This window comes from Thermaerobacillus caldiproteolyticus, from assembly GCF_015326725.1.
GTDB lineage: Bacteria > Bacillota > Bacilli > Bacillales > Anoxybacillaceae > Thermaerobacillus > Thermaerobacillus caldiproteolyticus.
Genome location: NZ_CP064060.1, coordinates 3,165,001 through 3,188,806, shown reverse-complemented (window position 1 = coordinate 3,188,806; position 23,806 = coordinate 3,165,001). Strand labels below are relative to the sequence as shown.

Sequence of the window (23,806 nt, the reverse complement as noted above, 5' to 3'; positions counted from 1 at the left end):
AATTAAGAATTTTTCTTTACATGAAGACGCTCGACGTAGTTTTCTTTATTCACTTGACGAGCACGGGCAATGGATAACGCATTTCCTGGAACATCATCTGTGATCGTAGAACCGGCGGCGACATAAGCACCTTTTCCAATTGTAACAGGAGCAATTAAGTTCGCATTACATCCGATAAACGCACCATCTTCGATTTTGGTCATATATTTATTTTTACCATCATAGTTTACCGTAATCGAGCCACAGCCAAGATTTACATTCGCTCCTACCTCTGCGTCACCGATATAACTTAAATGAGATGCCTTGCTGCCTTTTCCAAAGGTAGATTTTTTAATTTCAACAAAGTTTCCAATCCGAACTTCATCGCTAATTTTCGATGACGGGCGAATATGAGCAAACGGTCCAATGGTTACATCATTTCCAATTTCACTATCATGAGCAACAGAATGACGAATCGTTGTACCATTTCCAACAGAACAATTTTTAATTTCCGAATGAGGACCGATGATACAGTCTTCACCAATCACCGTTTTTCCTTCAATGATCGTGCCGGGATAAATAACGGTATCGCGCCCGATTTCTGCTTCTAGCGATATATACGTATGTTCCGGATCAATAATGGTCACGCCATTGATCATATGTTTACGATTAATTCGCTCACGCATGATTTTTTCTGCTCGGGAAAGAGCAATGCGGTCATTCACTCCGATTGTTTCCTCGAATGAATGAGCTTGGTAGGCAGAAACGATTTCTCCTTTTGTTTTTAAAATTTCAATGACATCTGTAAGATAATATTCACCTTGAACATTATTGTTCGATACGTTTCTAAGCGCCTCAAATAAAGACTTATTATCAAAGCAATACGTTCCTGTATTAATTTCCTTGATAGCCCGCTCTTCCTCTGTTGCATCTTTATGTTCGACAATTTTTTCAACATGTCCATCACGATTACGAATAATACGACCATATCCATTAGGATCTTCCGTAACTGCTGTTAAAATCGTCGCCTTAGCATTTGTGGCAAGATGATGTTCTAACAGCGCTTTCATTGTCTCAGCTGTAATCAATGGAGTATCTCCACAAACAACAAGCGTCACCCCATCCTCGTCTTGTAAATAATGGGATGCTTGCATAACTGCATGAGCCGTTCCTAGCTGCTCTTGCTGAAAAGCAAATTCGCTTTTATCACCAATTTGTGCTTTTACTTGTTCCGCACCAAAACCAACAACAGTGACAAGTTTTTCAAGACCAAGCTGTAATACTTGGTCGACTACATGCTGAACCATTGGCTTACCGCAAACAGGGTGTAAAACTTTATATTGTTTCGATTTCATCCGTGTCCCCTGTCCGGCTGCCAATATTACCGCATATCGTTTAACCATAAACAAGGCCTCCAATACCTTTTTATCCATATTGAATATATCTCAATTAACTATGTATTTCAAGGAAACATTCTATTTTACCAAAAAAAACAAAAAAAGCGGAGAAAAATGAAGAAAAGTGTTCTTCCAGAGAGAAATGATTGCATTTCGACGGTGAAAAGTGATTTTTCATTAGGCATTGCAAGCCAAGCAGACAGTAAGAAATGCGGGGGTGGCGCAAATCGCTCTCGAAGTCAAATGTTCTGCACACATAAACGTGCTTGACACAGAAGGTCTGAACAAATTGCTTTTAAATGTCTATCTCTTACCCAACACAAGATATAAATGTCTAAATGCGTCCATTTTTGAATAGAACTGATTTGAAACAAGAGAACTGCTCCAGAAAATACGATATCTTTACAAAGTGAAAGAGCCTGTCCGATGAGGGACAGACTCCTTATATTTATGAAGCACCAGCTTCTTCAAACTCTTCCTCAAGCTCACCTAGACGGTGATACTCAGCTAATACTGCCTCCTGGATTTTCCCGCGGGTTGTAGAATTAATCGGATGTGCAATGTCACGAAATTCCCCGTCAGGAGTACGCTTGCTTGGCATAGCGACAAACAAGCCATTATTGCCGTCGATTACGCGGATATCATGAACAACAAACTCGTTGTCCAACGTAATGGAGGCAATCGCTCTCATACGTCCTTCGGTATTCACGCGGCGTAATCTTACGTCAGTTACTTCCATCCTGCTCACCACCTTTTCCCTATATAAGAACTTGGTTAATTTTATTCCACATTTCTTCCACATTTCCTTCTTTTTTGTCTAAATTTTTTTATAAAAAATGGCTAAAAAGACCTGTTTCTGTCAAATGATTGACAAAATCTCATCCCAAACGAAGGAAAATAATAGGGAACGGTGGGAAGCAGTGATGTACTTACTTCACTAAAGCAACTACTTCAATTTCAACGAGCGCATCTTTCGGCAATCTTGCCACCTCGACGCAAGAACGTGCCGGCTTATGTTCACGAAAATATTGCCCATATACTTCGTTCACTGCAGCAAAATCATCCATATTTTTCAAAAAAACTGTTGTTTTTACTACTGTTTCGAGTGAAGCCCCAGCTGCTTCAAGAACTGCCTGTAAGTTTTTAAACACTTGGTGAGTTTGCTCTTTAACATCACCTTGAACCATTTCTCCTTCAGGTGTAAGCGCAATTTGCCCTGAGCTATAAAACATATTATTTACAATGATCCCCTGTGAATAAGGACCGATAGCTTGCGGGGCTTTTTTTGTTTCAACTTTTCTCATTATTTTCTCTCTCCTTTCATAATTCCAACCGATTATTCCATAAAGCTGATGTAATTTCCTTCTCGGACAGTAATTTGTTTTTCTTTTATATTAACAGAAGACAGCTTTACTAAGGAAATATATTCATCAACAAGCCGTTCACTCGTTTCCTCGGATTCAACAAGGACACCGATGCCAGCGAGCTGTGCATTAAATTCATTGAGTAAGCTAATCATTCCGTTAATCGTTCCACCAGCTTTCATAAAATCATCAACAATCAGCACGTTCGTTCCCTCAGCTAAACTCCGTTTGGCCAACACCATTGTTTGAATGCGTTTCGAAGAACCAGAAACGTAGTTAATGCTGACCATAGAGCCCTCCGTCACTTTATTATCATGGCGTACGATGACAACGGGAACATTAAGAAAGTGGGCGACAGCATAAGCGAGCGGAATACCTTTTGTCGCAATGGTCATGACGACATCAATGTCTCGCTCAGCAAAAAGGGATGCATATAATCGACCAATTTTGTTTATAATACGAGGATCCCCAAGAATATCTGTCATATATAAATATCCACCGGGTAATAACCGTTCTGGATTGGCAAGCTGTTCACATAAATAATCCACGGTCATTTTTGCTTCCTCAGCAGACATTTTTGGAATATATTGCACACCGCCAGCCGCTCCTGAAAGTGTTTTTAATGTTCCGATTCCTCGCTGTTCAAATGTTTGCTTAATAATCGCTAAGTCCTCGCTAATTGATGATTTCGCAGATTGATAACGCTCTGCAAAAAAAGTAAGCGGCACCAACTGATGCGGATGTTCCAGGAGATAATGTGTCATATCGACTAAGCGGCTACTGCGCCTTAATTTCATAAATGGACCTCCCAAAAAACCGAATATTTTAATGTAAATATAACATTAATGTACGTGTTTAATCAAGCGAATTCCGTTCACCTAATAAGCGAACCGCAAATACTTGGTCGCAAAACCCTCGCAAACCGTTATAAATTCGGTGTAGACGTGAATCATGTTGGACTAATCCAAACACAGTCGGTCCGCTACCGCTCATCAATACTGCATCTGCTCCAAATCGCTTCATCTGCTCTTTAATATGCGCAACTTCTGGATACATCTTCATCGTTACTTCTTCTAATACATTGCCAACGAGCGAACAAATGCGTTCATAATCTTGATTATGAATAGCTTGCACCATGCCGTCAACATCAGGATGTCGAATGGCATTAACATTTAAATTCCGGTACACTTCAGCCGTCGAAACTCCGATCGTCGGCTTTGCTAAAATCACCCAACATGGCGGTGGCGATGGAATCGATTCGATTTTTTCTCCTCTTCCTGTCGCAAGCGCCGTTCCTCCATATACACAAAACGATACGTCAGAACCAATTTTTGCCCCTAGTGCCGCCAACTCATCGAGAGTAAGCCCTAACTTCCAAAGTTTATTTAAGCCGCGTAACGTTGCAGCTGCATCGCTACTTCCTCCCGCTAAACCGGCCGCGACGGGAATCGTTTTTGTAATTGATATCGCTACTCCCTCTCGAATACCGAACGTCTCCTTTAATAAGTTCGCTGCTTGATAAGCAAGGTTACGGTGGTCGTCGGGAACAAACCGGTTATGCGACACAATTTTTATCGTATCGGACGGCAACGGCATGAGTTCAATCCAATCAGCAAGGTCAATTGTTGTCATGACCATCTTGACTTCATGATATCCATCCGGTCGCTTATGTAACACATCTAGGGATAAATTGATTTTTGCCGGAGCTTTTACTAATAATCTCAAACTTTCCACCTACTTTAACGACTTCAAACTTATACGAACATTTTACCATAAAACTAATGAGTCATTGCGCGATATTTCGACACATACGTAAGAAAAACCGAAGCGGTATCGCTTCGGCTGTCGCGGCTGTCTTTTTTGTTAGTTACTTCGTCTTTTCAGCTAAATGCCGTTCGGCCATTTCGATCGCTAACTTTACCATATTTCCCGCATCTCTTGCGCGAATTGCGCCCCAACCTTCTTTTTGAACGACATCATAAAAACCCAACTCTTTCGCAAGCTCCTCTTTAAAGCGTTGCGACATAATTCCTCGGCGTCGACCCAGCGTCAGCAACCCCTTTCAGAAACCGCGACAGTTTTATTATTAAAATAAAGGCGTTTCTTTATGTTCTCCTCATGTTAGAAAAAACGTTAAAAGCTACTAATGCCAAAATAAAAAGCAGCAAACAAACGTCTACTGCCCACCCACTGCCATATGATCATCATCTAAAAACGTTAATTTTACCGTCTCAGTAAGCACATCTGCATAACTATAGGATACCCGTTCAAAAGCATTTTCCTCTTGATCAAGCTCAATCACAAACACAGATGGATATGTTTCCGCCAAAATTCCACATCGTTCAATCGTTTTTCTTCGTCCACCGTTTGCTCTTAATGTCAAACGTTTGCCGACATTAGAGTCCAACGCCTTTTTAATATCGGATAAAGTTTTCGCCATTCGCTATCCACCTCACTGTTATAATTATACCAAACGATAACCATGAAGTCAAAAATAAAAATTATATCAATACTTTTTCATATATGTCAATGCGTATTTTTCTACATTTTTCTCATTTCCATGTATATTATGCACTAATGACATGAAAATTATGTATAACATCAATTTTATTGCAGCATGTGTGATGGATAGAGATTAAAAGACCGCCCTCTATGTTTCGCTATGGCGGCCTTTTTTATCAATCAAGCTCATCGACTAAACGAAAAGGCATTCCTGTACGCAATACCCCTTTTGTTTCTACTCCACCAAGCCCTTTTTCACCGGTAAGTGTGTTTCGCAATACATCCCATACATTGACAGTTTCAATAAACGGGGTAAAACTAATTCTTGAAACGATATAAACGGGATCAAGAGCGTGAATATTTACACGAGCCGGCGAACTGGCAAAATTGGCACCAGCGCGAATCAGTGATTCAAAATGCGATTGACATGCCCCCGCAAAAATAACAAGTTGATCCAGATGAGGGACTTTTCTGCGTGCTTCCTTCACTGTCTGAACAAAATATTTCGAATGGCGGTACGCCTTCAGATCAGTCACTTTCCCTTTCGATTTAGAATATGAATCATGACCTGTAATTACTAAAATATCCGGACGAATTTGTTCAATAAGTCCGCCTACTTTTTCCGGCATATCTTTTTCTTCGCAATAAATCCCATACACCGGAACACCAATTCGCTCGTATAAATCTAAGCATTTGCGCAAATATAAAGGGTCACCATCCAAATGAAGGACGCGCCCTGGAACTTGAAAAAAATCTTTTTCTGTTTTATATCCTCCCGTTGCTCGATACTCCATTTTTTGCTTCATGACGTGATAATCTTGACGAAATAATTTATAGGATTGTTCAATGAGCTCTTTTTCTTTTTTTCTTCTCGCCTGTTGTTCTCGTTCATCAATCGCCACTAAATCGCTGAATGGAGCATCTGCGATTAATCTGACATCTTCACCATGCAGGATGGCTTCTTTTTCCTCATTTTTTTCCTTCACATCAATCACACGAAATAACAAATCGCATCCATACGACTTTCTTGCGACAATATCCCCGACTTTAATATCCATGACGATTCACTCCAAAACTATGCAGTCGTTTACTAAGTAACATATGCATAGCGGAGGAAGGAGGTGATTCGTTTTTGCTTTTCTCGTAGCTACAAAAAAAGGCCCGCAATTAGGCCTTTTGTGCAAATATGGTCCACAATTGATTACTAAGCGAGGCAAATTCATCAATCGAGAGCGTTTCCCCGCGACGGCGCGGATCAATATGAAGTTCTGCCAACACAGTTTCAATCTCTTTTTTTAGGGATTTTCCGTTTGGCAAGTTGCTCATCAAATTGTTTAAAATCGTTTTGCGACGTTGCCCAAAGCTCGCGCGAACAACTTGAAAGAAAAATAACTCATTTTCCACGTTCACGAGCGGTTTTTCTCGTTTTGTGAGTCGGATCACAGCAGAATCGACATTTGGCTGCGGAATAAACACAGTTCTCGGAACGGTCATGACCGTTTCGGCTTTTGTATAATATTGAATCGCAATCGACAGCGAACCGTAATCTTTTGTTCCCGGCTGGGCAGAAATGCGATCAGCAACTTCTTTTTGCAGCATAACAACCATACCGCGAATTGGCAGACGGTCCGTAAGCAGCTTCATAATAATTGGAGTCGTCACATAATAAGGCAAATTCGCAACAACCATAATGTCTCTTATTCCAATTAATTCGTTATCAATCACATGCTGAATATCCGCCTTTAACACATCTTGGTGAATAATGTGTACATTCGAATACGAAGATAATGTATCCTCCAAAATCGGCAGCAACCGCTGGTCAATTTCAAAAGCAACAACTTTTTTCGCACGGCGGGCAAGTTGCTCCGTTAACGCCCCGATTCCCGGTCCGATTTCGATGACGCCCGTTTCACTTGAAAGCTCGGCAAAGTCGACAATTCGCCGCAAAATATTTGTGTCGATTAGAAAATTTTGTCCGAGACTTTTCTTAAAAGAAAAGCCATACTTGTGTAAAATCTCACGAGTACGCATCGGTGTCGCAATATCTTTATTCATGTTGCTTTTCCTCCTGAAGTACTTGCTCTAAGGCAGTGCAAAATGCTTCTTTCGAAATTTGAAACATCTGTAGCCGCTTATGAAGCTGTTTGCCGTTTGTATACCCTATTTTTAACAACTGTCCTAGACGTTGTCGGCGCGCTTTTGCTAAAGCACCACCGATTAAACCAGCTGTCACTAAATCGTCAAATGTAATTTCTTCTTTTAATTCCAACGTTTCCTCATATACATGTTGTAACGCTTGACGAATCGCTGCAACAGATGCATATTCCACTCCAACGCCCCTTCCTTTTTTTGAACGAGCTTCTTCTTTTGGCAAAAAGGCATGTTTACAACCGGGAACATGTTCAGCAATCGTTTTCCGAATTTTTTCTCCCGGAAAGTCCGGATCGGTAAAGATAATAACACCCCTTTTTTCTTTCGCCAATTTAATGCGTTCTAACGTTTCTTCATTAATGGCTGAACCATTCGTCTCAATCGTATCTGCTTCAACGGCGCGCTGAATAGCAACCGTATCGTCTCTTCCTTCGACAACAATAATCTCTTTAATTTTCACCATTTACGCGCAGAATTTCCCATTTAATACATCAGGAATAAGCCATTTTTCCTATTCCCTGCGCTTCCTCCTTTCTTGTAAAATAATCAGTGATGAAACCATTTTTAATCTGAAAAAAATTTGTAATCATCGCAAAAAATTTGAAACTTTTTTTCCTATTGTCTCGTCTAATATGAATAGAAAATCTCCCTCCATTATAACGAAAAAACAGAGGGCAAAAAACCCTCTGCATCTTTTGTGTTAGTTATTGAAGGACTCTTACTTTAACACGCTTTACTCCCCAGCGAAAAGCAGTCGATTTTTCTGGGAAAAATACATCGATTTTATAACCGTTAATTGCCGATCCTGTATCGGCAGCAATCGCATACCCATATCCTTCCACATACACTTTTGAACCAAGTGGAATAATACGCGGATCAACCGCAATGACTTTCATATGAGGATTAGCACGTAAGTTAATGCCAGTTCGTGTTCTTCCTGAACAACCTTCACAATAAGCCGTATAAGCAGTAGCTGTAACGTAAAGTTCTCGCGCTACTTCTTGATTGCCGCGTGATACGACATGAGTAGAGCGGTATTGAGGTGCTTTTGTTCCAATTGCCACAATGCGATCTTTACTTTGTTTGATTGTCTCTGTTTTGATTAGTTTTCTTGACACTTCTTTACCATTTTCCAAAACAACTTCGTATTGTTTTGATACGAGTCCCTTTTCTCCAGGACTAATAATTCGTTGTTCTCCTCTAGGTAGCTTTGCGTCTTTTCGAGTGACGACTGCAAAATTCACTGGTTCTTCCACTACATCGGTGACTTTTTGAACTTTAATGACCTTCACGATCATATTTTCTTTCACTTTTTCGTGCAGCGATGGTTCTACACGATCAAGCTCACCCAATTGAATTTTATGCTGCTTTAAAAAGTCAGCGACCGTAGTCGAAGTTGCCCACACTTGTTGTTGTTTACCACCGACGTTCAGTTTAACCGGGAACGCTTTTTCAAACATCACCTGCATCCCTTTTCTAATCTTCGCATCAAGTGAAGGGGATACTTTATCTTGCTGTTTTACAGTAATATTTTGGGCAGCCAATAAATCTTTTACCGTTTTTGCAGTCGTCCATATTTCTTTTTGTTTTCCGTTCACTGTTAGCGTGACCTGCCTACTTGCTTCCCATACAATGTTCAAATCATCCGTTACCGGGGTGTCCATCGAAGGATATACATAATCCTCGGGACGAGGTTGAATGTGCTGTTCTTTCAATACTTCCTTTACTGTTTTCGCATGCGTGCGAAGCTCCTGCTTTTTTCCATTAGCAGTCAGCGTCACATCCTCTTTCGTGATTTGGTATCCTGCAAATCCCGTTGTTGCAGAAAAAGCTATTAAACTACTAGCTGTGACGGTTAAATTCCTCTTTAATGAACCAGAAAACAACTGTTTTACGTTGGCTAACACGGTGCAAAACGCCTCCTTCTTTCGCCAATAATTTCCCCTCTCCCTTTAACATGTACGCGTAAACACACTCTATTATGCAAAAAATTACGTTAAAAGGGAAGGAAGACTTGTCGACATGTCTATTCTATGCTTTGCTCTAAATTTGTAGAACTGTTTTCTATTTACTTTTTTTTAGACAAGTCTCCCGACAAAGTGACAAATTTTATTAGCGATTGATGCCGAACAATTTTTTCGCGTTATCCGCTGTTTTCTCTGCTACTTCCTCAAATGAAATTCCTTTTAGCTCTGCAATTGCTTCTGCCACATACTTGACATAGCTCGGTTCGTTTCGTTTTCCACGAAACGGATGGGGCGTCAAATACGGGCAATCTGTCTCGATTAATAAATGCTCTAGCGGGATCTCTTTTGCTACTTCCTTTGGTTTTTTCGCATTTTTGAACGTAACAGGACCGCCGAAGGAAATATAAAAGTTCATATCAATACATTGTTTCGCTACTTCGAGACTTCCTGTAAAACAATGCATAATTCCGCCCACTTCTGCAGCTTGTTCCTCTTGTAGAATCTGTAAAACATCTGCTGTCGCTTCACGATTGTGTATAATAATAGGTAATTTTACTTTTTTTGCTAGATCGATTTGCTTACGAAAAACTTCCTTTTGTACTTCTTTTGGAGATTTATCCCAGTAGTAATCGAGTCCCATTTCTCCCAATGCCACAACTTTTGGATGGGCGGTTAGCTCCTCAATCATTTTTAAATCGTCTTCGGTCATATCAATGGCATCAACTGGATGCCAACCGACCGCGGCATAAATAAAATCATATTGTTCTGCCAGTTCGATCGCTCGTGAAATCGTAGGTCGATCAAACCCGACAACAACAATATGAGAAACGCCTTCATCTGTAGCGCGACGAATGACATCTTCTAAATCTTCGCTATATTGAATGGCGTTTAAGTGTGCATGCGTATCAAACAACATGAGAATAACCCCTTTTCTAACCTGATGTTAAGTGTATCATACAAAGCGATTACATATATCACATCTTGTTAACATTTATATTACAAAATGACAACAAAGAGGTGTCATGCGTCCAATTCCAACGCTCCACCTCTTTGAACAAATGATTATTTTATTTTTGCTCCATTTGGAAGGGTTTCATCAACCGTAGCTAAAGAAAGTACCCCATTTTCTTCTCCAGCTAAAATCATGCCCTGAGATAGTTCCCCACGCAATTTGACTGGTTTTAAATTCGTCACACAAATCACTTTTTTCCCAATAAGCTCCTCTGGTTGATAAAATTGAGCAATTCCTGAAACAACTTGTCGTTTCTCATAGCCAAGATCGAGTTGTAGTTTCAGAAGTTTATCGGAGTTTTTCACCTGTTCTGCGTGTAACACTTGGGCCACTCGTAAATCGACTTTCAGAAAATCATCAATGGTAATCTCTGGTGCGGTTTCTTTTGGCTTTTCTTTAGTTGATTGATCACCTTTCATTTGAGCCTTAATATACGCTACTTCCTCTTCTATTTCTAAACGAGGGAAGAGCGGTTCCCCTTTCGCTACCTTTGTGCCTTCTTTTAGGAGACCGAACTGATATAAACTGTCCCATTGTTTTAATTCTTCTTCAGTAATACCGAGTTGGGCAAAAATTTTCTCCGGCGTACGAGTTAAAAACGGCTGTAGCAAAATCGCAATATGACGAAGCGACTCAGCTAAATGAGCCATAACAGAAGCTAATTTTTCCTTGTTCGCCTCATCTTTTGCTAGCACCCAAGGTTGCGTTTCATCGATATATTTGTTCGTGCGACTAATTAACTGCCATACAACTGTCAAAGCGATAGAAAATTCCATTTTCTCCATAGCTTCTTCATACTGTTTCACCGTTTCTTTCGACATTTCGACAAGAGCATTGTCGAATTCCGTCTTTGCGCCACGATACGGCGGAACAACGCCATCAAAATATTTTTCAATCATCGCAACGGTACGGTTTAATAAGTTACCTAAATCATTCGCTAAGTCATAATTAATGCGTTCGACAAATCCTTCTGGCGTGAATACTCCGTCTGAGCCAAATGGCACTTCGCGAAGTAAATAATAGCGCAACGCATCTAATCCATATCGATCGATTAAAGTGACAGGATCTACAACATTTCCTTTTGACTTAGACATTTTTCCATCTTTCATCAAAAGCCAACCGTGCGCAAACACTTTTTTCGGGAGCGGCAAATCTAGCGCCATCAATATAATCGGCCAATAAATAGTATGGAAACGCACGATTTCTTTTCCAACCAAATGTACATCTGCTGGCCAATATTTTAAAAACTTCTCATCGTTCTCTGTTCCGTAGCCTAATGCCGTAATATAGTTAGTTAACGCATCAATCCATACATAAATCACATGTTTTGGATCTCCTGGAACTTTAATGCCCCAATCAAACGTTGTACGTGAAACAGCCAAGTCCTCAAGCCCCGGCTTAATAAAGTTATTAATCATCTCATTTTTTCGCGACTCCGGTTGGATGAACTCTGGATTTTCTTCATAATATTGAAGCAAGCGATCAACATATTTGCTCATTTTAAAGAAATACGATTCTTCTTTTACTTTTTCTACTGGCCCCCCGCAATCTGGACAATTGCCTTCGACAAGCTGCCGTTCTGTATAAAACGATTCACATGGCGTACAATACCATCCTTCATACTCGTCCAAATAAATATCTCCTTGCTCAACAAGACGAGCAAAAATTTTCTCAACAACTTCCTTATGACGTGTTTCCGTCGTGCGAATAAAATCGTTATAGGAAATATCAAGCTTTTTCCATAACTCTTGAATCCCTGCTACAATTTCATCAACATACTCCTGAGGAGTAACTCCTTTTTCCTCGGCCTTCCGTTGAATTTTTTGTCCGTGTTCGTCCGTACCTGTTAAATACATGACATCATAACCGCGAAGACGCTTGTAGCGAGCCATTGCGTCACCCGCTACGGTTGTATACGCATGGCCAATATGTAACTTTCCATTCGGATAATAGATTGGGGTGGTAAGATAAAACGTTTTCTTCTCCATCCTTAATACCTCCTTACCTGTTAGAAGAAAAGCCCTCGCCCAAAGGACGAGAGCGATCAACTACTTTATATTTTACACGATTTTTTACATTCTACAAAAACATCTATTTCTCCTATCTCAGCAAAATATACATAAAAATTTTCATTTCTGTCAATACAATCTTCTGGAAAGGTCATATAAAGCAGAAAATTGTCGAATTACTATTATAGAAATAAACATTTTTTCTTTTTTATCTCTATTCTTACAAAGACCTGCATTTTGTAGAAAAATAATATACATTTTTTTTTAATTTTACATATAAAAGGATTGACTCATAATGGAAACATTGATATGATTATGCTGTAGGAAATTTGTCGAATATTGACGAATAAAATCCTAACAAAATAGAAAACTATTTAATAGAGAGGAGAGCATTCAATGAAATCTACAGGTATTGTGCGTAAAGTGGATGAATTAGGCCGTGTCGTAATTCCGATTGAATTGCGTCGTACATTAGATATTGCTGAAAAGGATGCGTTAGAAATCTACGTTGACGATGAACGCATCGTCTTGAAAAAATATAAACCAAACATGACATGTGTTGTTACTGGCGAAGTTTCTGATGACAACTTCAAGCTTGCTGGTGGCAAAATCATTTTAAGCCGCGAAGGTGCTGAAATTCTTCTTAAAGAAATCCAAGAACATTTACAAATGACAAAATAAAAAAAAGTTTCTCTAGATTTTTTCTAGAGAAACTTTTTTATTGATGATACTCTTGATATACTTCCCGTTTCGGCATATTACGATCTTTTGCCACCTGTTTGACCGCTTCTTTCGAACTGAACTTCTTCTCGTGAATATAGTAATCGACATGTTCGATAATAGAAAGCGACTGCCACCATTCATCCTTCACGACTCCTGTTTCTTTTGCTCCTTCAACAATAATACAAAATTCGCCACGAATATCGTTGCTTTTGACCCAATCAACGACTTCGCTCATCGTGCCGCGAATAAACTCTTCAAATCGCTTCGTCAGCTCGCGGCATAACACAATGGTACGTTCACCAAACACGTCATACATCATGGTTACGGTTTCCTCTAATCGATGCGGGGCTTCATAAAAAATGATCGTATCCTGAATATTCTTTAATGCTTCTAGCTGCTTTTTCTTTTCTTTTTTTCCCCGTTCAAGAAACCCGAAAAAATAAAAATGATTCGTCGGTAATCCTGACGCGACCAACGCTGTTACGGCAGCATTCGCTCCCGGCAACGGAACGACGGTGCATTTTTCTTCGATGGCCGCTAAAACAAGATCATACCCAGGATCAGAAATCCCCGGTGTTCCGGCGTCACTTACTAAAGCAACCGTTTTTCCTTCCCGCAACCATTCGACAATCTTTTTACCGCTGGTGTATTTATTGTGCTCGTGATAGCTAATCACGGGTGTGGAAATGTCAAAGTGGTTCAGCAATTTTTTCGTTTGTCTTGTGTCTTCTGCGGCAATGACATCTACTTCTTTTAACACACGCAACGCTCGAAACGTCATATCCTCAAGGTTGCCAATCGGTGTAGGGACAATATACAAAATCCCGCCTTCATCCTTTACAAAACTTTTTTGTTGCCAAAGCATATCTCTTCTTTACTCCTTTACGATGAAGTTCCATACAAGATTTGCTTCACTTCATCTGTGTACTCATTATGATCATTATATACAATAAGAGGCGGTAAAATTTTTAAATCAGGACTTCCATCTTTGATACCTTCAATTAAAATCGTATTCGCCTCTTTCGCCATTTTCGGATAAACAAAGCGCAATCGTTTCGGCTCTAACCGATATTGTCTCATTAACGTCACAATATCTAACAAGCGCCCTGGCCGATGAACAAATGCCGCTTTTCCTCCTTGTTTCAACAATTGGCTGCTTACTTTAATGACATCCTCTAATGTGCAGTAAATTTCGTGACGGGCAATCGCAAAGTGCCGATTTTTATTCATCTCATCAGCACTAATGGTCGGAAAATATGGAGGATTGCACGTCACTACATCATACTTGCTATACCCTAGTTGACGCGGCATATCCTTAATATCCCCATGAATAATTTCAATTTGCTCTTCTAATTGATTATATTGGACGCTTCGCCTCGCCATGTCATAAAGGCGTTCTTGAATTTCAACACCAATAATTTTCCCTTTCGTTCTTTTACTTAATAATAGAGGAATGACACCATTGCCCGTACATAAATCAACAATTTGCCCTTTTTGAATCGGCATATACGCAAATTTCGCCAACAACACAGCGTCTAAAGAAAACGCAAAAACAGACGGGCTTTGAATAATCCTCATGTCTTCATTTAAAAGATAATCCAGTCTTTCATCATCATATAGCTCAATCACTTGCCATACCCTCTTTCACCATCTTCAAGAAAAGAGCCTCTCCTTATTTGGAAAGGCTTTATCGCTTCCTTATTTTTTATTTAAAAAAGATAAGCAAAACAGACAATCTCCTTCTCGAACACTTCCATAATGAACGTTGCAAATATGAAACCCTTCCTGATAGAGCCGCGCTAAGTTATCATATCCTTCGCCGATATCAATTAACTTTCTTTCCTGCTTATGTTTGTTGGATTTTCCTTTTCTTTCTATCACCATTGTTTCCTCAGTTATTTGCTCAAGTCGCTGGCGCAAATGTTCATTTTCCATGTGTAAACGTTGGTTCTCCTCAAGCAGTTGAGCAAGATGTTCTTTCAGTTCAACAAGTTGACGGTACAAATGGCTAATTTGTTCTTCCATACTTGTTACCGATTGAAATATCTCTTTCTTATCCACGTAAATCCACCTCATTAATCTGTGGCTTGAATCGATAAGGCTCCTTCTTTGATTAATTCATCGATTGTATATTCTACCACTCGCTCATGCTCCGGTAACTCCACTTGTAGCACTCTTTCTAAAATATTTAACCCGATCACCTTTCCAAGACCGTGAGGAGTTTCAATGTACTCTCCTAAATCAGGAAGTTGTTCCTTCGCTGTTTCGTATTCATCATTTTCATACTTTAAGCAACACATTAACCGGCCACAAAGACCGGAAATTTTCGTCGGATTCAATGATAAATTTTGGTCTTTGGCCATTTTGATGGACACAGGGTCAAAATCTCCTAAAAAAGTAGAGCAACAAAGCATTCTTCCGCATGGCCCGATTCCCCCAAGCATTTTCGCTTCATCCCGCACTCCGATTTGCCGCAATTCAATACGCGTACGGAAAATCGCAGCCAAATCCTTGACAAGCTCGCGAAAATCGACTCGTCCGTCGGCTGTAAAATAAAAAATGACTTTATTGCGATCAAATGTATATTCCACGTCCACAAGTTTCATCTCAAGACCGTGCTCTTCTACTTTTTTCAAACAAATGTGATACGCCTCTTGTGCCGCTTTTTTATTTTCTTCGACAACAAGCTTATCTTTCGCATCAGCAATGCGAATCACTTTCTTTAAAGGTAGCACAATATCGTTCTCGCCCACTTGTTTGTTACTAATAACAACCTTGCCAAACTCAATACCGCGAACGGTTTCCACGATGACAAATTCTCCGTTTGGAATCGTTAATTCCCCTGGATCAAAATAATAAATTTTCCCGGCTTTTTTAAAACGAACACCGACTACATTATACAAATGCCCTTCCCTCCTTTAAATTGAGGATAAGTTGCTCCATTAACAAATGCACATTCATATTTGTATTTAAACGCGCTTTCGCCTGCAAAATGATCGACATATTTTCAATGATCCTTTTTTGTGAACAGGCCATTGCCCATTGCTGTAAATCGTTCATCCGGTCACGGTAAATCACTTTTTCTGGCTCGCCTAATTGGATATACATCATATCCTTATATATATACAATAATAAATCCAATCCTAAATCCGCTTGCTGTTTCTCTTGAAAGTGCGGAATCCACTGTTGTTGTATGATAAAAAGAGCTCGTAAATCGCTCTTGTTGAGCGCTTCATATAATTGTAACACTATTTTTCGCGCTTGCGCAAACCAATCATCTCGACTTAGTTCGAGCGCTTCCTCCCGATTGTTCGTGACATGGGCGGCAAGAAAGGCGAGGTGAGGTGGAATTTGTTGTTCTTGTAAATACGTAGCGAGGACTGTCGGTGGTAATGGTTGAAACGATAACACTTGACATCGAGAAATAATCGTTGATAACATGCGGTGATATTGTTCCGTCAATAAAATAGCAGTCGTTCCCGGGTGCGGCTCCTCCAAAAACTTCAATAAACTATTGGCTGCATTGGTCGTCATTTTATCAGCGTGCTCAACAATGTAGAGCTTTTGATTGGATTCGACACCCGTTTTTGAAAATTCCTCTTGCAGTGCTTCGATTTGCCCTTTTTTAATCGACTGCCCATCCGGCTCAATAACATGAACATCTGGATGGTTTCCGGAATCGATTCTTCGACAATTTCTACATTCATGACAAGGTTGGTATCCTTTTCGATTCAGACAAAATAAACTTTTCGCAAATAAGAGGCTTACTTCTTTTTTTCCCGTTCCCCGTTGCCCTTCAAACAAATATGCGTGAGCCACCCGTCCTTTTTCAATGCTTTTGGCGAGCATTTTCATAACTGTAGGCTGATATTGTTCAAGCTGTTCCCATACAACAGCCACGTTCATCACTCTCTTATCTTTTTATTGTTATTCTAACATGTCTTGATGATTTCATCATGTTCTGTTTCATGAAAGAACCGCTTTTATCTTCTTGAAATTTTTTCCATCACGATCGTTACTGTCATGTCAAACACTTCGTCTATCGACTTCGAAGCATCAATTGTAACAATCCGGTCGGAAAATCGTTCCGCCAACTGCAAATATCCTTGTCGTACTTTATTGTGAAACGACAAACTTTCCATATCAAGACGATTGATCTCTCTCGATTGATTTTTCTCAATTCGTTCTAAACCAATCTGAGGGTCTAAATCAAAATACACCGTAAGCGAAGGAAAATACTTGTCAATCGCAAATTGATTAATGCTTAATACTTCATCGACCCCTAATCCTCTCGCAAATCCTTGATAAGCTAGGGAGCTATCAATAAAGCGGTCACATAACACGATTTTTCCGCTTTCTAGAGCCGGAATAATCTTCTCCACAAGATGCTGTCTTCTTGCGGCCGCATAAAGCAGTGCCTCAGTGCGCCCATCCATTTTCGTATGTAGCGGATTTAAAATGATCGCGCGAATTTCCTCAGCGATCTCAATCCCCCCTGGTTCCCTTGTCGAGACAACATCGAACCCTTTTTCTTTTAAAAATGCTGTCAGCTTTGTTATAACTGTTGTTTTTCCTGCTCCTTCTGGTCCTTCAAATGAAAAAAAATGTCCTGGCATCGTTGTCATCCTTTCTCATACAAAACTTTTATCGTTCAAATACCTCAATTTGATACGAAGATAAAAATTTTCCACCTTGAAAATGGGAACGATGTTGTTGCAATTCAATAAGACGCTCGATATGTTCCTTATGAATGACTTCTCCCATAAGCAGTAAAGGAACACCTGGGGGATACGGAATGATTGTTTCTGCTGCCACAAACCCTTCCGCTTTTTCTAAATCGATCACTTTTTTAGCTACATTTCGTAAATGCTTATAGGAGATAGAAGAAGTCGTTGGAAATGAAAATGGACGAAACTCTCGTTCATGATGACGTAAACCTTGGAATGCATTTTTTATTTTCCTTACAACCTCATGCACATTCTCTAGCAATCCAAGCGGATACACAAATAAAACATTCAACGGATCCGCCAATTCGGTAAAGATTCCTTCGTTCTCTAATCGTCCTTGCAGCTCATAACCGGATAAGGAACTTCTTGTTTGCACTGTAATTTTCAATAAGTCGGTCGTAACCAATGGATCCGTTGATTCTGCGACGGTTACCCCTTCTATTTCCTTCAACAACTCTTTAAACAAACGAATTTGCTGGACAATTTCATTAATATCGTCCTGCGATAGACTAGCTAAATAACTTCTTGCTACATCCAGCGACGCCATAATGGGATAAGAAGGGCTGCTCGACTGAAATACTTGTAAAAAATATTTCAGTTTTTCTTTATCAACGAATGAACTATTGACATGTAAATACGAACCCATCGTCATCGCCGGCAACGTTTTATGAGCCGATTGAACGACGACATCTGCCCCGCACGCGATAGCCGTTTTCGGAAACGGGCTGCCTAGTATAAAATGGGCCCCGTGCGCCTCATCAACGAGCACAGGAATTTCATAAGAATGGGCTATGTTTACGATTTCGGTCATATCGATCGCCATACCGTAATAGTTGGGGTTCGTCAAAATTAACGCTTTCGCATCTTGATGAAGTTCAATGACCTCTTTTACCGTTTCATATGCAACGTAAGAAGCAACACAAACATCTTGATCAAATTCCGGTGGAAGAAAAATAGGAGTCGCCCCCACTAACTGAAGAGCATGAATGATGGATTTATGACAATTCCGCTGAACAATCACCTTTTTCTCTTCTTCACATGTCGCAAAAATCATCGCCAAATTACCAACCGTTGAGCCGTTGACTAAAAAAAATGTTTCATCCACCCCATAAAATTCAGCCGTCAACCTCTGTGCTTCGGCAATGACGGATTCCGGGTGGTGCAAATCATCTAGTCCTCTCAACTCGGTCACATCAATTTGTAATAAACGCTCAAAGTCCCCCCGTGCCGCTTTTGGAAATACGGCTCCATACTTATGGCCAGGAACATGAAAAGATAAAGGATTTGCTGCAGTATGTCGCTTTAAAGCGGTATATAAAGGTGTTTTTTGCTGATTATCACTCACGTTTGATCACATTCCTTTTTTCTTCTTCAATAAATATATTAAAATAAAACAGGCCCCATTAATAGGACCTATGAATATATTTCTCGATTTGTGATTTTTTTTAATTGTTGTAGATAAAAACGATATTTCGGATCATCTGTTTCTGTTTGAATGATTTCTTTTTCACAGTCTAAGCAAAGAAACTGTGTATAAATGCGAATCCCTTTTTCTTTTCGCTGTTCGCAAACAATGCATATTTCCCCCACAGAATGATTGGCTGTCGACGACACCTTCTCCACCTCCCACCCTTCATCCTTCCCTTTTTTATAAGTTTCTATACTTACAAGATATGTGTTTTTCGCTAATTTGTTGTAGAAAATCAATAAATCACGCAATGATTTTATATTCATTTTGGTCAAAAAAATAAAAGCAAGAGCTATGCTTGCTTTTTATAGACTATGAGGCTATTTTTATTTTACCATCTCTGTCAAGTCGACGTTCAAGTGCAAGGGAAAGTAAAGACAACATGTAGTTCACCACGAAATACATTAGAGCCGTCAGCAACAAAATCGGCGTTACGTAATTGACATTTCCGTTGTAAATGACTTTCGCATTATGCAACAATTCCGGAAGAGAAATAACAATTGCTAACGATGTATCTTTTAACAAAGAAATGAACTGGCTCACTAGCGGGGGAATCATTCTTTTCAAACCTTGCGGCAAAATAATATGCCATAGGGTCTGTATATAAGTCAATCCTGAGGCTCTTGCTGCCTCAATTTGTCCCTTTGGAATGGAAGATAAGCCGCTCCGAACAATTTCCGAAATCATCGCTGACTCAAACACCGTCAATGCAGCGATGGCAGCGAGCGATATGCTTAATTGGATCCCTACTTCTGGCAAGGCAAAATAGGTGAAAAAAATAATGAGTAAAAGTGGTAAATTACGAATCGTTTCCACACCGACAGCCATTATTTTTGATAGTACGGGAATGTCGGCATACCGCAATGTACCAACAAGGCTTCCGATAATAAAACTGAATATGATAGATATAAAGGCAACTTCTAGCGTCACGATAAAACCTTTTCCTAAATAAATGAGATGATCTGCAGAATAAGCGCCGGAAAAATCCATGCAAATCCCCCTTTCAGTAACCTCTTGCTAATCTCCGTTCAAGATATCTAACAAAAGAGCTTAATGGTATCGTTAAAAGTAAATAAAAGGCTCCAACGAAGATGTATGTATCAAAGGTGACATACGTTTTTTCATGAATCATATCACCAAAATACATAAGGTCAAAGCCTGCAAAAACACCTAAAATGGACGAGTTCTTCACAAGGTTTAAAAACTGGTTACCAACGGGCGGAATGACAATTTTAATCGCTTGCGGCAAAATGACATATTTCATTGCTTGGATATACGTAAGCCCTGACGAACGAGCCGCCTCCATTTGCCCTCTGTCGACTGATTGAATGCCGGCCCTTATTGCTTCCGCTATAAACGCAGCTGTATAAATGGACAACCCAATCGTTCCGGCAGTGAATCCGCTTAAATTAATATGAAAAGCACTTAAACCGTTATAAAAAAAGAAAGCAATTAATATAAGCGGAATATTCCGAATAAATTCAACATAACAAGCTCCGATCCAGTTGACTATTCGTACAGGAGCAATTCTCATCACAGCAATGATGGTTCCTAAAACAAAGCTTCCCCCAAGCCCTATTAAACTAATCTTGATCGTATTCAACAATCCCTGTAAATAAAGGTCAAAATAATCGGTCAAAATGGAAAAATCAAGCATATACTTCCCCCTTACTTTACATATAAGGATGGGCTATTCGCCCATCCCTAACGCTCATCTATTCTTTAATCCATTTATTTTTAATCTTGTCATATTCTCCGCTATCCTTTAATTTTTTCAAAAATTCATTAATGCGCTGAACAAATTCTTTTTCTCCTTTTTTTACAGCAATTCCATATGGCTCCTCCGTAAATGTCCCTCCAACTACTTCATAATTTTGATCTTGTGCGGCCATCCCGTACAAAATCGCATTATCCGTCGTAAGTGCATCGCCTTTTCCAGACTTCAAAGCGGTGAATGCTTCAGCGTAGTTTTCAAATTCTAACACTTCCACTTCCGGAGCCACTTTTTTGATATTATCTACAGACGTGGCCCCTTTGACCGCCAACACTTTTGTTCCCTTTTTTAAGTCCTTTACGCTTTTAATCGTACTTCCTTTTTTCACCAGCAATGATTGTCCAGCATCAAAGTATACATCCGAGAAATCTACTTCTTTCTTCCGTTCTTCGGTAATCGTCATCGTAGCAATAATCGCGTCAATTTCCCCGTTTTTCAGCATTGGAATGCGAGTTTTAGACGTTACTTCTTTAAACTCTACTTTATTCTCATCTCCAAGAATATCTTTGGCTAACGCCTTCGCAATATCGATATCAAATCCTTCTACTTTCCCTGTTTTCGGATCTTTATAGCCGAATAAGTACGTATCATTTTTTACACCGACAATTAATTTTCCGCGTTTTTTTATTTTTTCTAATGCATTCACATTGGTATTTTCATCTGTCGACTTACTACACCCGCCTACAAAGGCAACGGCTAAACAAAAAAGAAAACTAATGCATACCCATTTGATAAGTTTTTTCACTTGACATCCCCCTTACTTTGGTTAATGATTTAACACTTTTCCTAAAAATTCTCTCGTTCTTTCTTCCTTCGGATTAGCAAAAAACTGCGTCGGCTCTCCTTCTTCAATAATTCTCCCTTCATCCATGAAAACGATTCGATTTGCCACTTCGCGAGCAAATCCCATTTCATGTGTCACTACGACCATCGTCATTCCTTCTCTCGCTAGAGATTTCATGACATCTAACACTTCACCGATCATTTCAGGATCAAGAGCTGAAGTAGGTTCATCAAATAACATAATGCTCGGTTTCATTGCCAATCCTCTTGCAATAGCCACTCTTTGTTGCTGTCCGCCCGATAGTTGTGAAGGGTACGCATGAGCTTTATCAGGAATTCCTACCTTTTCTAAATAGTAGATTGCTGTTTTTTCCGCCTCTTCTTTCGACTGTCCAAGAACTTTAATCGGAGCTAGCGTAATATTTTGCAAAACGGTTTTATGAGGATACAGATTAAAGTGTTGAAAGACCATACCGATATTTCTTCGCAATTCATTAACATTCGTATGTTTATCATGGACTTTTACACCATTAACAAGCAATTCGCCACTTGTAATGGCTTCAAGACGATTAATACACCGTAACATTGTACTCTTCCCTGAACCAGAAGGACCGATAATAACCACGACTTCTCCCTTATTCACTTCAAGGTTAATATCTTTCAACACATGAAAAGTACCGTAGTATTTATTGACGTTCCGAAATACGATCATATCTTCCCTCCTTCTCAAATGATTGTCCTTCATTTCATGTTTATTTCACTTGTCGCAGGAGAAGTCCTATTTTTGCAAGTTTTTTTTAAAAAATATCTGGTTTGAAGTAGGAATGTCAAACAAGTTGTTAATATCTTTTACAAATTTTCAAATTTATTTATAATCATAAAAAAATAGGAAAATAGCAGATTGAGTTGAACATGAGATAAAAAACGATGAGATGGAATAGAACGTAGAGAGCAAATTTAAACACAAAATGACAAGACTAGACTGCTAGTAGTTTGTTTGCCTAAAGAAAAAAGGACCGATTAAGTGAATCACTTAATCGGTCCTTTTACCTCTCACTATTGCCTAGCGACGACCTACTCTCGCAGGGGCGCTGGCCCCAACTACCATCGGCGCTGGAGAGCTTAACTTCCGTGTTCGGGATGGGAACGGGTGTGACCTCTCCGCCATTGTCACTAGGCAAGATATCGAATTGGACAAATATGATTATAACGAACCTATCGGTTCTGTCAAGAACTTTTTTGTTCTCTCAAAACTAGATAACCGATATCCATGCAAAGAAGCGAACGCTCGGCTTCACCTTTTTCTTGGTTAAGTCCTCGATCGATTAGTATCCGTCAGCTCCACGTGTCGCCACGCTTCCACCTCGGACCTATCAACCTCGTCATCTTCGAGGGATCTTACTCGCTTGACGCGATGGGAAATCTCATCTTGAGGGGGGCTTCACGCTTAGATGCTTTCAGCGCTTATCCCTTCCGCACATAGCTACCCAGCGGTGCCCCTGGCGGGACAACTGGTACACCAGCGGTGCGTCCATCCCGGTCCTCTCGTACTAAGGACAGCTCCTCTCAAATTTCCTACGCCCGCGACGGATAGGGACCGAACTGTCTCACGACGTTCTGAACCCAGCTCGCGTACCGCTTTAATGGGCGAACAGCCCAACCCTTGGGACCGACTACAGCCCCAGGATGCGATGAGCCGACATCGAGGTGCCAAACCTCCCCGTCGATGTGGACTCTTGGGGGAGATAAGCCTGTTATCCCCGGGGTAGCTTTTATCCGTTGAGCGATGGCCCTTCCATGCGGAACCACCGGATCACTAAGCCCGACTTTCGTCCCTGCTCGACTTGTAGGTCTCGCAGTCAAGCTCCCTTCTGCCTTTGCACTCTACGAATGATTTCCAACCATTCTGAGGGAACCTTTGGGCGCCTCCGTTACTCTTTGGGAGGCGAC

26 protein-coding genes and 2 rRNA genes (1 of these 28 cut by a window edge) are annotated in these 23,806 nt (G+C 40.1%); 1 reads left to right on the top strand and 27 read right to left on the bottom strand.

Annotated elements, in window-relative coordinates:
- Positions 1–2: 2 nt before the first annotated feature.
- The 13 genes from glmU to metG form a co-directional block, all read right to left on the bottom strand.
- Positions 3–1,382, bottom strand: coding sequence for a bifunctional UDP-N-acetylglucosamine diphosphorylase/glucosamine-1-phosphate N-acetyltransferase GlmU (gene glmU, locus ISX45_RS15920; protein WP_194519401.1), 1,380 nt, complete (start codon positions 1,380–1,382; stop codon positions 3–5).
- A gap of 442 nt (positions 1,383–1,824) precedes the next feature.
- Positions 1,825–2,115, bottom strand: coding sequence for a septation regulator SpoVG (gene spoVG, locus ISX45_RS15915; protein WP_181557377.1), 291 nt, complete (start codon positions 2,113–2,115; stop codon positions 1,825–1,827).
- 190 nt (positions 2,116–2,305) lie between these two features.
- Positions 2,306–2,680: a 2-iminobutanoate/2-iminopropanoate deaminase gene (gene ridA, locus ISX45_RS15910; protein ID WP_181557376.1), complete on the bottom strand. Its 375-nt coding sequence runs from the start codon at positions 2,678–2,680 to the stop codon at positions 2,306–2,308.
- A 32-nt stretch (positions 2,681–2,712) separates the two neighbouring features.
- A complete protein-coding gene (gene purR / locus ISX45_RS15905) occupies positions 2,713–3,537 on the bottom strand; it encodes a pur operon repressor (protein ID WP_181557375.1) in 825 nt (274 codons plus the stop codon).
- Positions 3,538–3,595: 58 nt separating this feature from the next.
- Positions 3,596–4,465 (bottom strand): 4-(cytidine 5'-diphospho)-2-C-methyl-D-erythritol kinase, encoded by an 870-nt coding sequence (gene ispE, locus ISX45_RS15900; RefSeq protein WP_194519400.1) that lies wholly within the window; start codon positions 4,463–4,465, stop codon positions 3,596–3,598.
- A 142-nt stretch (positions 4,466–4,607) separates the two neighbouring features.
- Positions 4,608–4,787 carry a small, acid-soluble spore protein, alpha/beta type gene (locus tag ISX45_RS15895; RefSeq protein ID WP_181557409.1) on the bottom strand — a complete coding sequence of 60 codons (180 nt, stop codon included), beginning with the start codon at positions 4,785–4,787 and terminating at the stop codon, positions 4,608–4,610.
- 129 nt (positions 4,788–4,916) lie between these two features.
- The gene (gene veg / locus ISX45_RS15890) at positions 4,917–5,180 is read right to left on the bottom strand and encodes a biofilm formation stimulator Veg (RefSeq protein ID WP_181557373.1); all 264 of its coding nucleotides are present in this window, start codon (positions 5,178–5,180) and stop codon (positions 4,917–4,919) included.
- 238 nt (positions 5,181–5,418) lie between these two features.
- A complete protein-coding gene (yabG, locus tag ISX45_RS15885) occupies positions 5,419–6,300 on the bottom strand; it encodes a sporulation peptidase YabG (RefSeq protein WP_181557372.1) in 882 nt (293 codons plus the stop codon).
- Between the two features lie 109 nt (positions 6,301–6,409).
- Positions 6,410–7,297, bottom strand: coding sequence for a 16S rRNA (adenine(1518)-N(6)/adenine(1519)-N(6))-dimethyltransferase RsmA (gene rsmA, locus ISX45_RS15880; RefSeq protein ID WP_181557371.1), 888 nt, complete (start codon positions 7,295–7,297; stop codon positions 6,410–6,412).
- On the bottom strand, positions 7,290–7,856 hold the full coding sequence (rnmV, locus tag ISX45_RS15875) for a ribonuclease M5 (RefSeq protein ID WP_194519399.1): 567 nt from the start codon (positions 7,854–7,856) through the stop codon (positions 7,290–7,292). The genes rsmA and rnmV overlap by 8 nt, the downstream gene beginning before the upstream one ends.
- A 241-nt stretch (positions 7,857–8,097) precedes the next feature.
- Complete coding sequence (locus tag ISX45_RS15870) at positions 8,098–9,300, bottom strand: G5 and 3D domain-containing protein (RefSeq protein WP_194519398.1); 1,203 nt, start codon at positions 9,298–9,300, stop codon at positions 8,098–8,100.
- A 205-nt stretch (positions 9,301–9,505) separates the two neighbouring features.
- Positions 9,506–10,276, bottom strand: coding sequence for a TatD family hydrolase (locus ISX45_RS15865; RefSeq protein WP_181557369.1), 771 nt, complete (start codon positions 10,274–10,276; stop codon positions 9,506–9,508).
- Positions 10,277–10,422: 146 nt separating this feature from the next.
- Positions 10,423–12,360 (bottom strand): methionine--tRNA ligase, encoded by a 1,938-nt coding sequence (gene metG / locus ISX45_RS15860; RefSeq protein WP_181557368.1) that lies wholly within the window; start codon positions 12,358–12,360, stop codon positions 10,423–10,425.
- A 417-nt stretch (positions 12,361–12,777) separates the two neighbouring features.
- Here metG and ISX45_RS15855 point away from each other — a divergent pair, with 417 nt between their 5' ends.
- Positions 12,778–13,062 (top strand): transition state genes transcriptional regulator AbrB, encoded by a 285-nt coding sequence (locus ISX45_RS15855; protein ID WP_181557367.1) that lies wholly within the window; start codon positions 12,778–12,780, stop codon positions 13,060–13,062.
- Between the two features lie 37 nt (positions 13,063–13,099).
- On the opposite strand, the gene rsmI is transcribed toward ISX45_RS15855, so the two are convergent.
- The 14 genes from rsmI to ISX45_RS15785 form a co-directional block, all read right to left on the bottom strand.
- Entirely contained in the window at positions 13,100–13,969 is an 870-nt protein-coding gene (rsmI, locus tag ISX45_RS15850) for a 16S rRNA (cytidine(1402)-2'-O)-methyltransferase (protein WP_194519397.1), read from the bottom strand.
- 17 nt (positions 13,970–13,986) lie between these two features.
- Entirely contained in the window at positions 13,987–14,733 is a 747-nt protein-coding gene (locus ISX45_RS15845; RefSeq protein WP_181557365.1) for a tRNA1(Val) (adenine(37)-N6)-methyltransferase, read from the bottom strand.
- Between the two features lie 69 nt (positions 14,734–14,802).
- Entirely contained in the window at positions 14,803–15,165 is a 363-nt protein-coding gene (gene yabA / locus ISX45_RS15840) for a DNA replication initiation control protein YabA (protein ID WP_181557364.1), read from the bottom strand.
- A 14-nt stretch (positions 15,166–15,179) separates the two neighbouring features.
- Positions 15,180–16,007 carry a PSP1 domain-containing protein gene (locus ISX45_RS15835; protein ID WP_181557363.1) on the bottom strand — a complete coding sequence of 276 codons (828 nt, stop codon included), beginning with the start codon at positions 16,005–16,007 and terminating at the stop codon, positions 15,180–15,182.
- Positions 16,000–17,004 (bottom strand): DNA polymerase III subunit delta', encoded by a 1,005-nt coding sequence (holB, locus tag ISX45_RS15830; protein ID WP_194519396.1) that lies wholly within the window; start codon positions 17,002–17,004, stop codon positions 16,000–16,002. The genes ISX45_RS15835 and holB overlap by 8 nt, the downstream gene beginning before the upstream one ends.
- A gap of 83 nt (positions 17,005–17,087) precedes the next feature.
- Positions 17,088–17,720, bottom strand: coding sequence for a dTMP kinase (gene tmk, locus ISX45_RS15825; RefSeq protein ID WP_181557361.1), 633 nt, complete (start codon positions 17,718–17,720; stop codon positions 17,088–17,090).
- A 28-nt stretch (positions 17,721–17,748) separates the two neighbouring features.
- Positions 17,749–19,176: an aminotransferase class I/II-fold pyridoxal phosphate-dependent enzyme gene (locus ISX45_RS15820; protein ID WP_194519395.1), complete on the bottom strand. Its 1,428-nt coding sequence runs from the start codon at positions 19,174–19,176 to the stop codon at positions 17,749–17,751.
- Positions 19,177–19,244: 68 nt separating this feature from the next.
- The gene (locus ISX45_RS19725; RefSeq protein ID WP_373367419.1) at positions 19,245–19,454 is read right to left on the bottom strand and encodes a sigma factor G inhibitor Gin; all 210 of its coding nucleotides are present in this window, start codon (positions 19,452–19,454) and stop codon (positions 19,245–19,247) included.
- A 157-nt stretch (positions 19,455–19,611) separates the two neighbouring features.
- Positions 19,612–20,289 (bottom strand): amino acid ABC transporter permease, encoded by a 678-nt coding sequence (locus tag ISX45_RS15810; protein ID WP_194519394.1) that lies wholly within the window; start codon positions 20,287–20,289, stop codon positions 19,612–19,614.
- Positions 20,290–20,302: 13 nt separating this feature from the next.
- Positions 20,303–20,956, bottom strand: a complete 654-nt coding sequence (locus ISX45_RS15805; RefSeq protein WP_194519393.1) for an amino acid ABC transporter permease — start codon at positions 20,954–20,956, stop codon at positions 20,303–20,305.
- A 58-nt stretch (positions 20,957–21,014) separates the two neighbouring features.
- Entirely contained in the window at positions 21,015–21,818 is an 804-nt protein-coding gene (locus ISX45_RS15800; protein WP_194519392.1) for a glutamate ABC transporter substrate-binding protein, read from the bottom strand.
- Positions 21,819–21,839: 21 nt separating this feature from the next.
- Positions 21,840–22,568 (bottom strand): amino acid ABC transporter ATP-binding protein, encoded by a 729-nt coding sequence (locus tag ISX45_RS15795; protein WP_181557356.1) that lies wholly within the window; start codon positions 22,566–22,568, stop codon positions 21,840–21,842.
- 349 nt (positions 22,569–22,917) lie between these two features.
- Positions 22,918–23,034: ribosomal RNA gene (rrf, locus tag ISX45_RS15790) — 5S ribosomal RNA — on the bottom strand.
- A 127-nt stretch (positions 23,035–23,161) separates the two neighbouring features.
- A 23S ribosomal RNA gene (locus tag ISX45_RS15785) occupies positions 23,162–23,806 on the bottom strand; it runs 2,282 nt beyond the window's last position.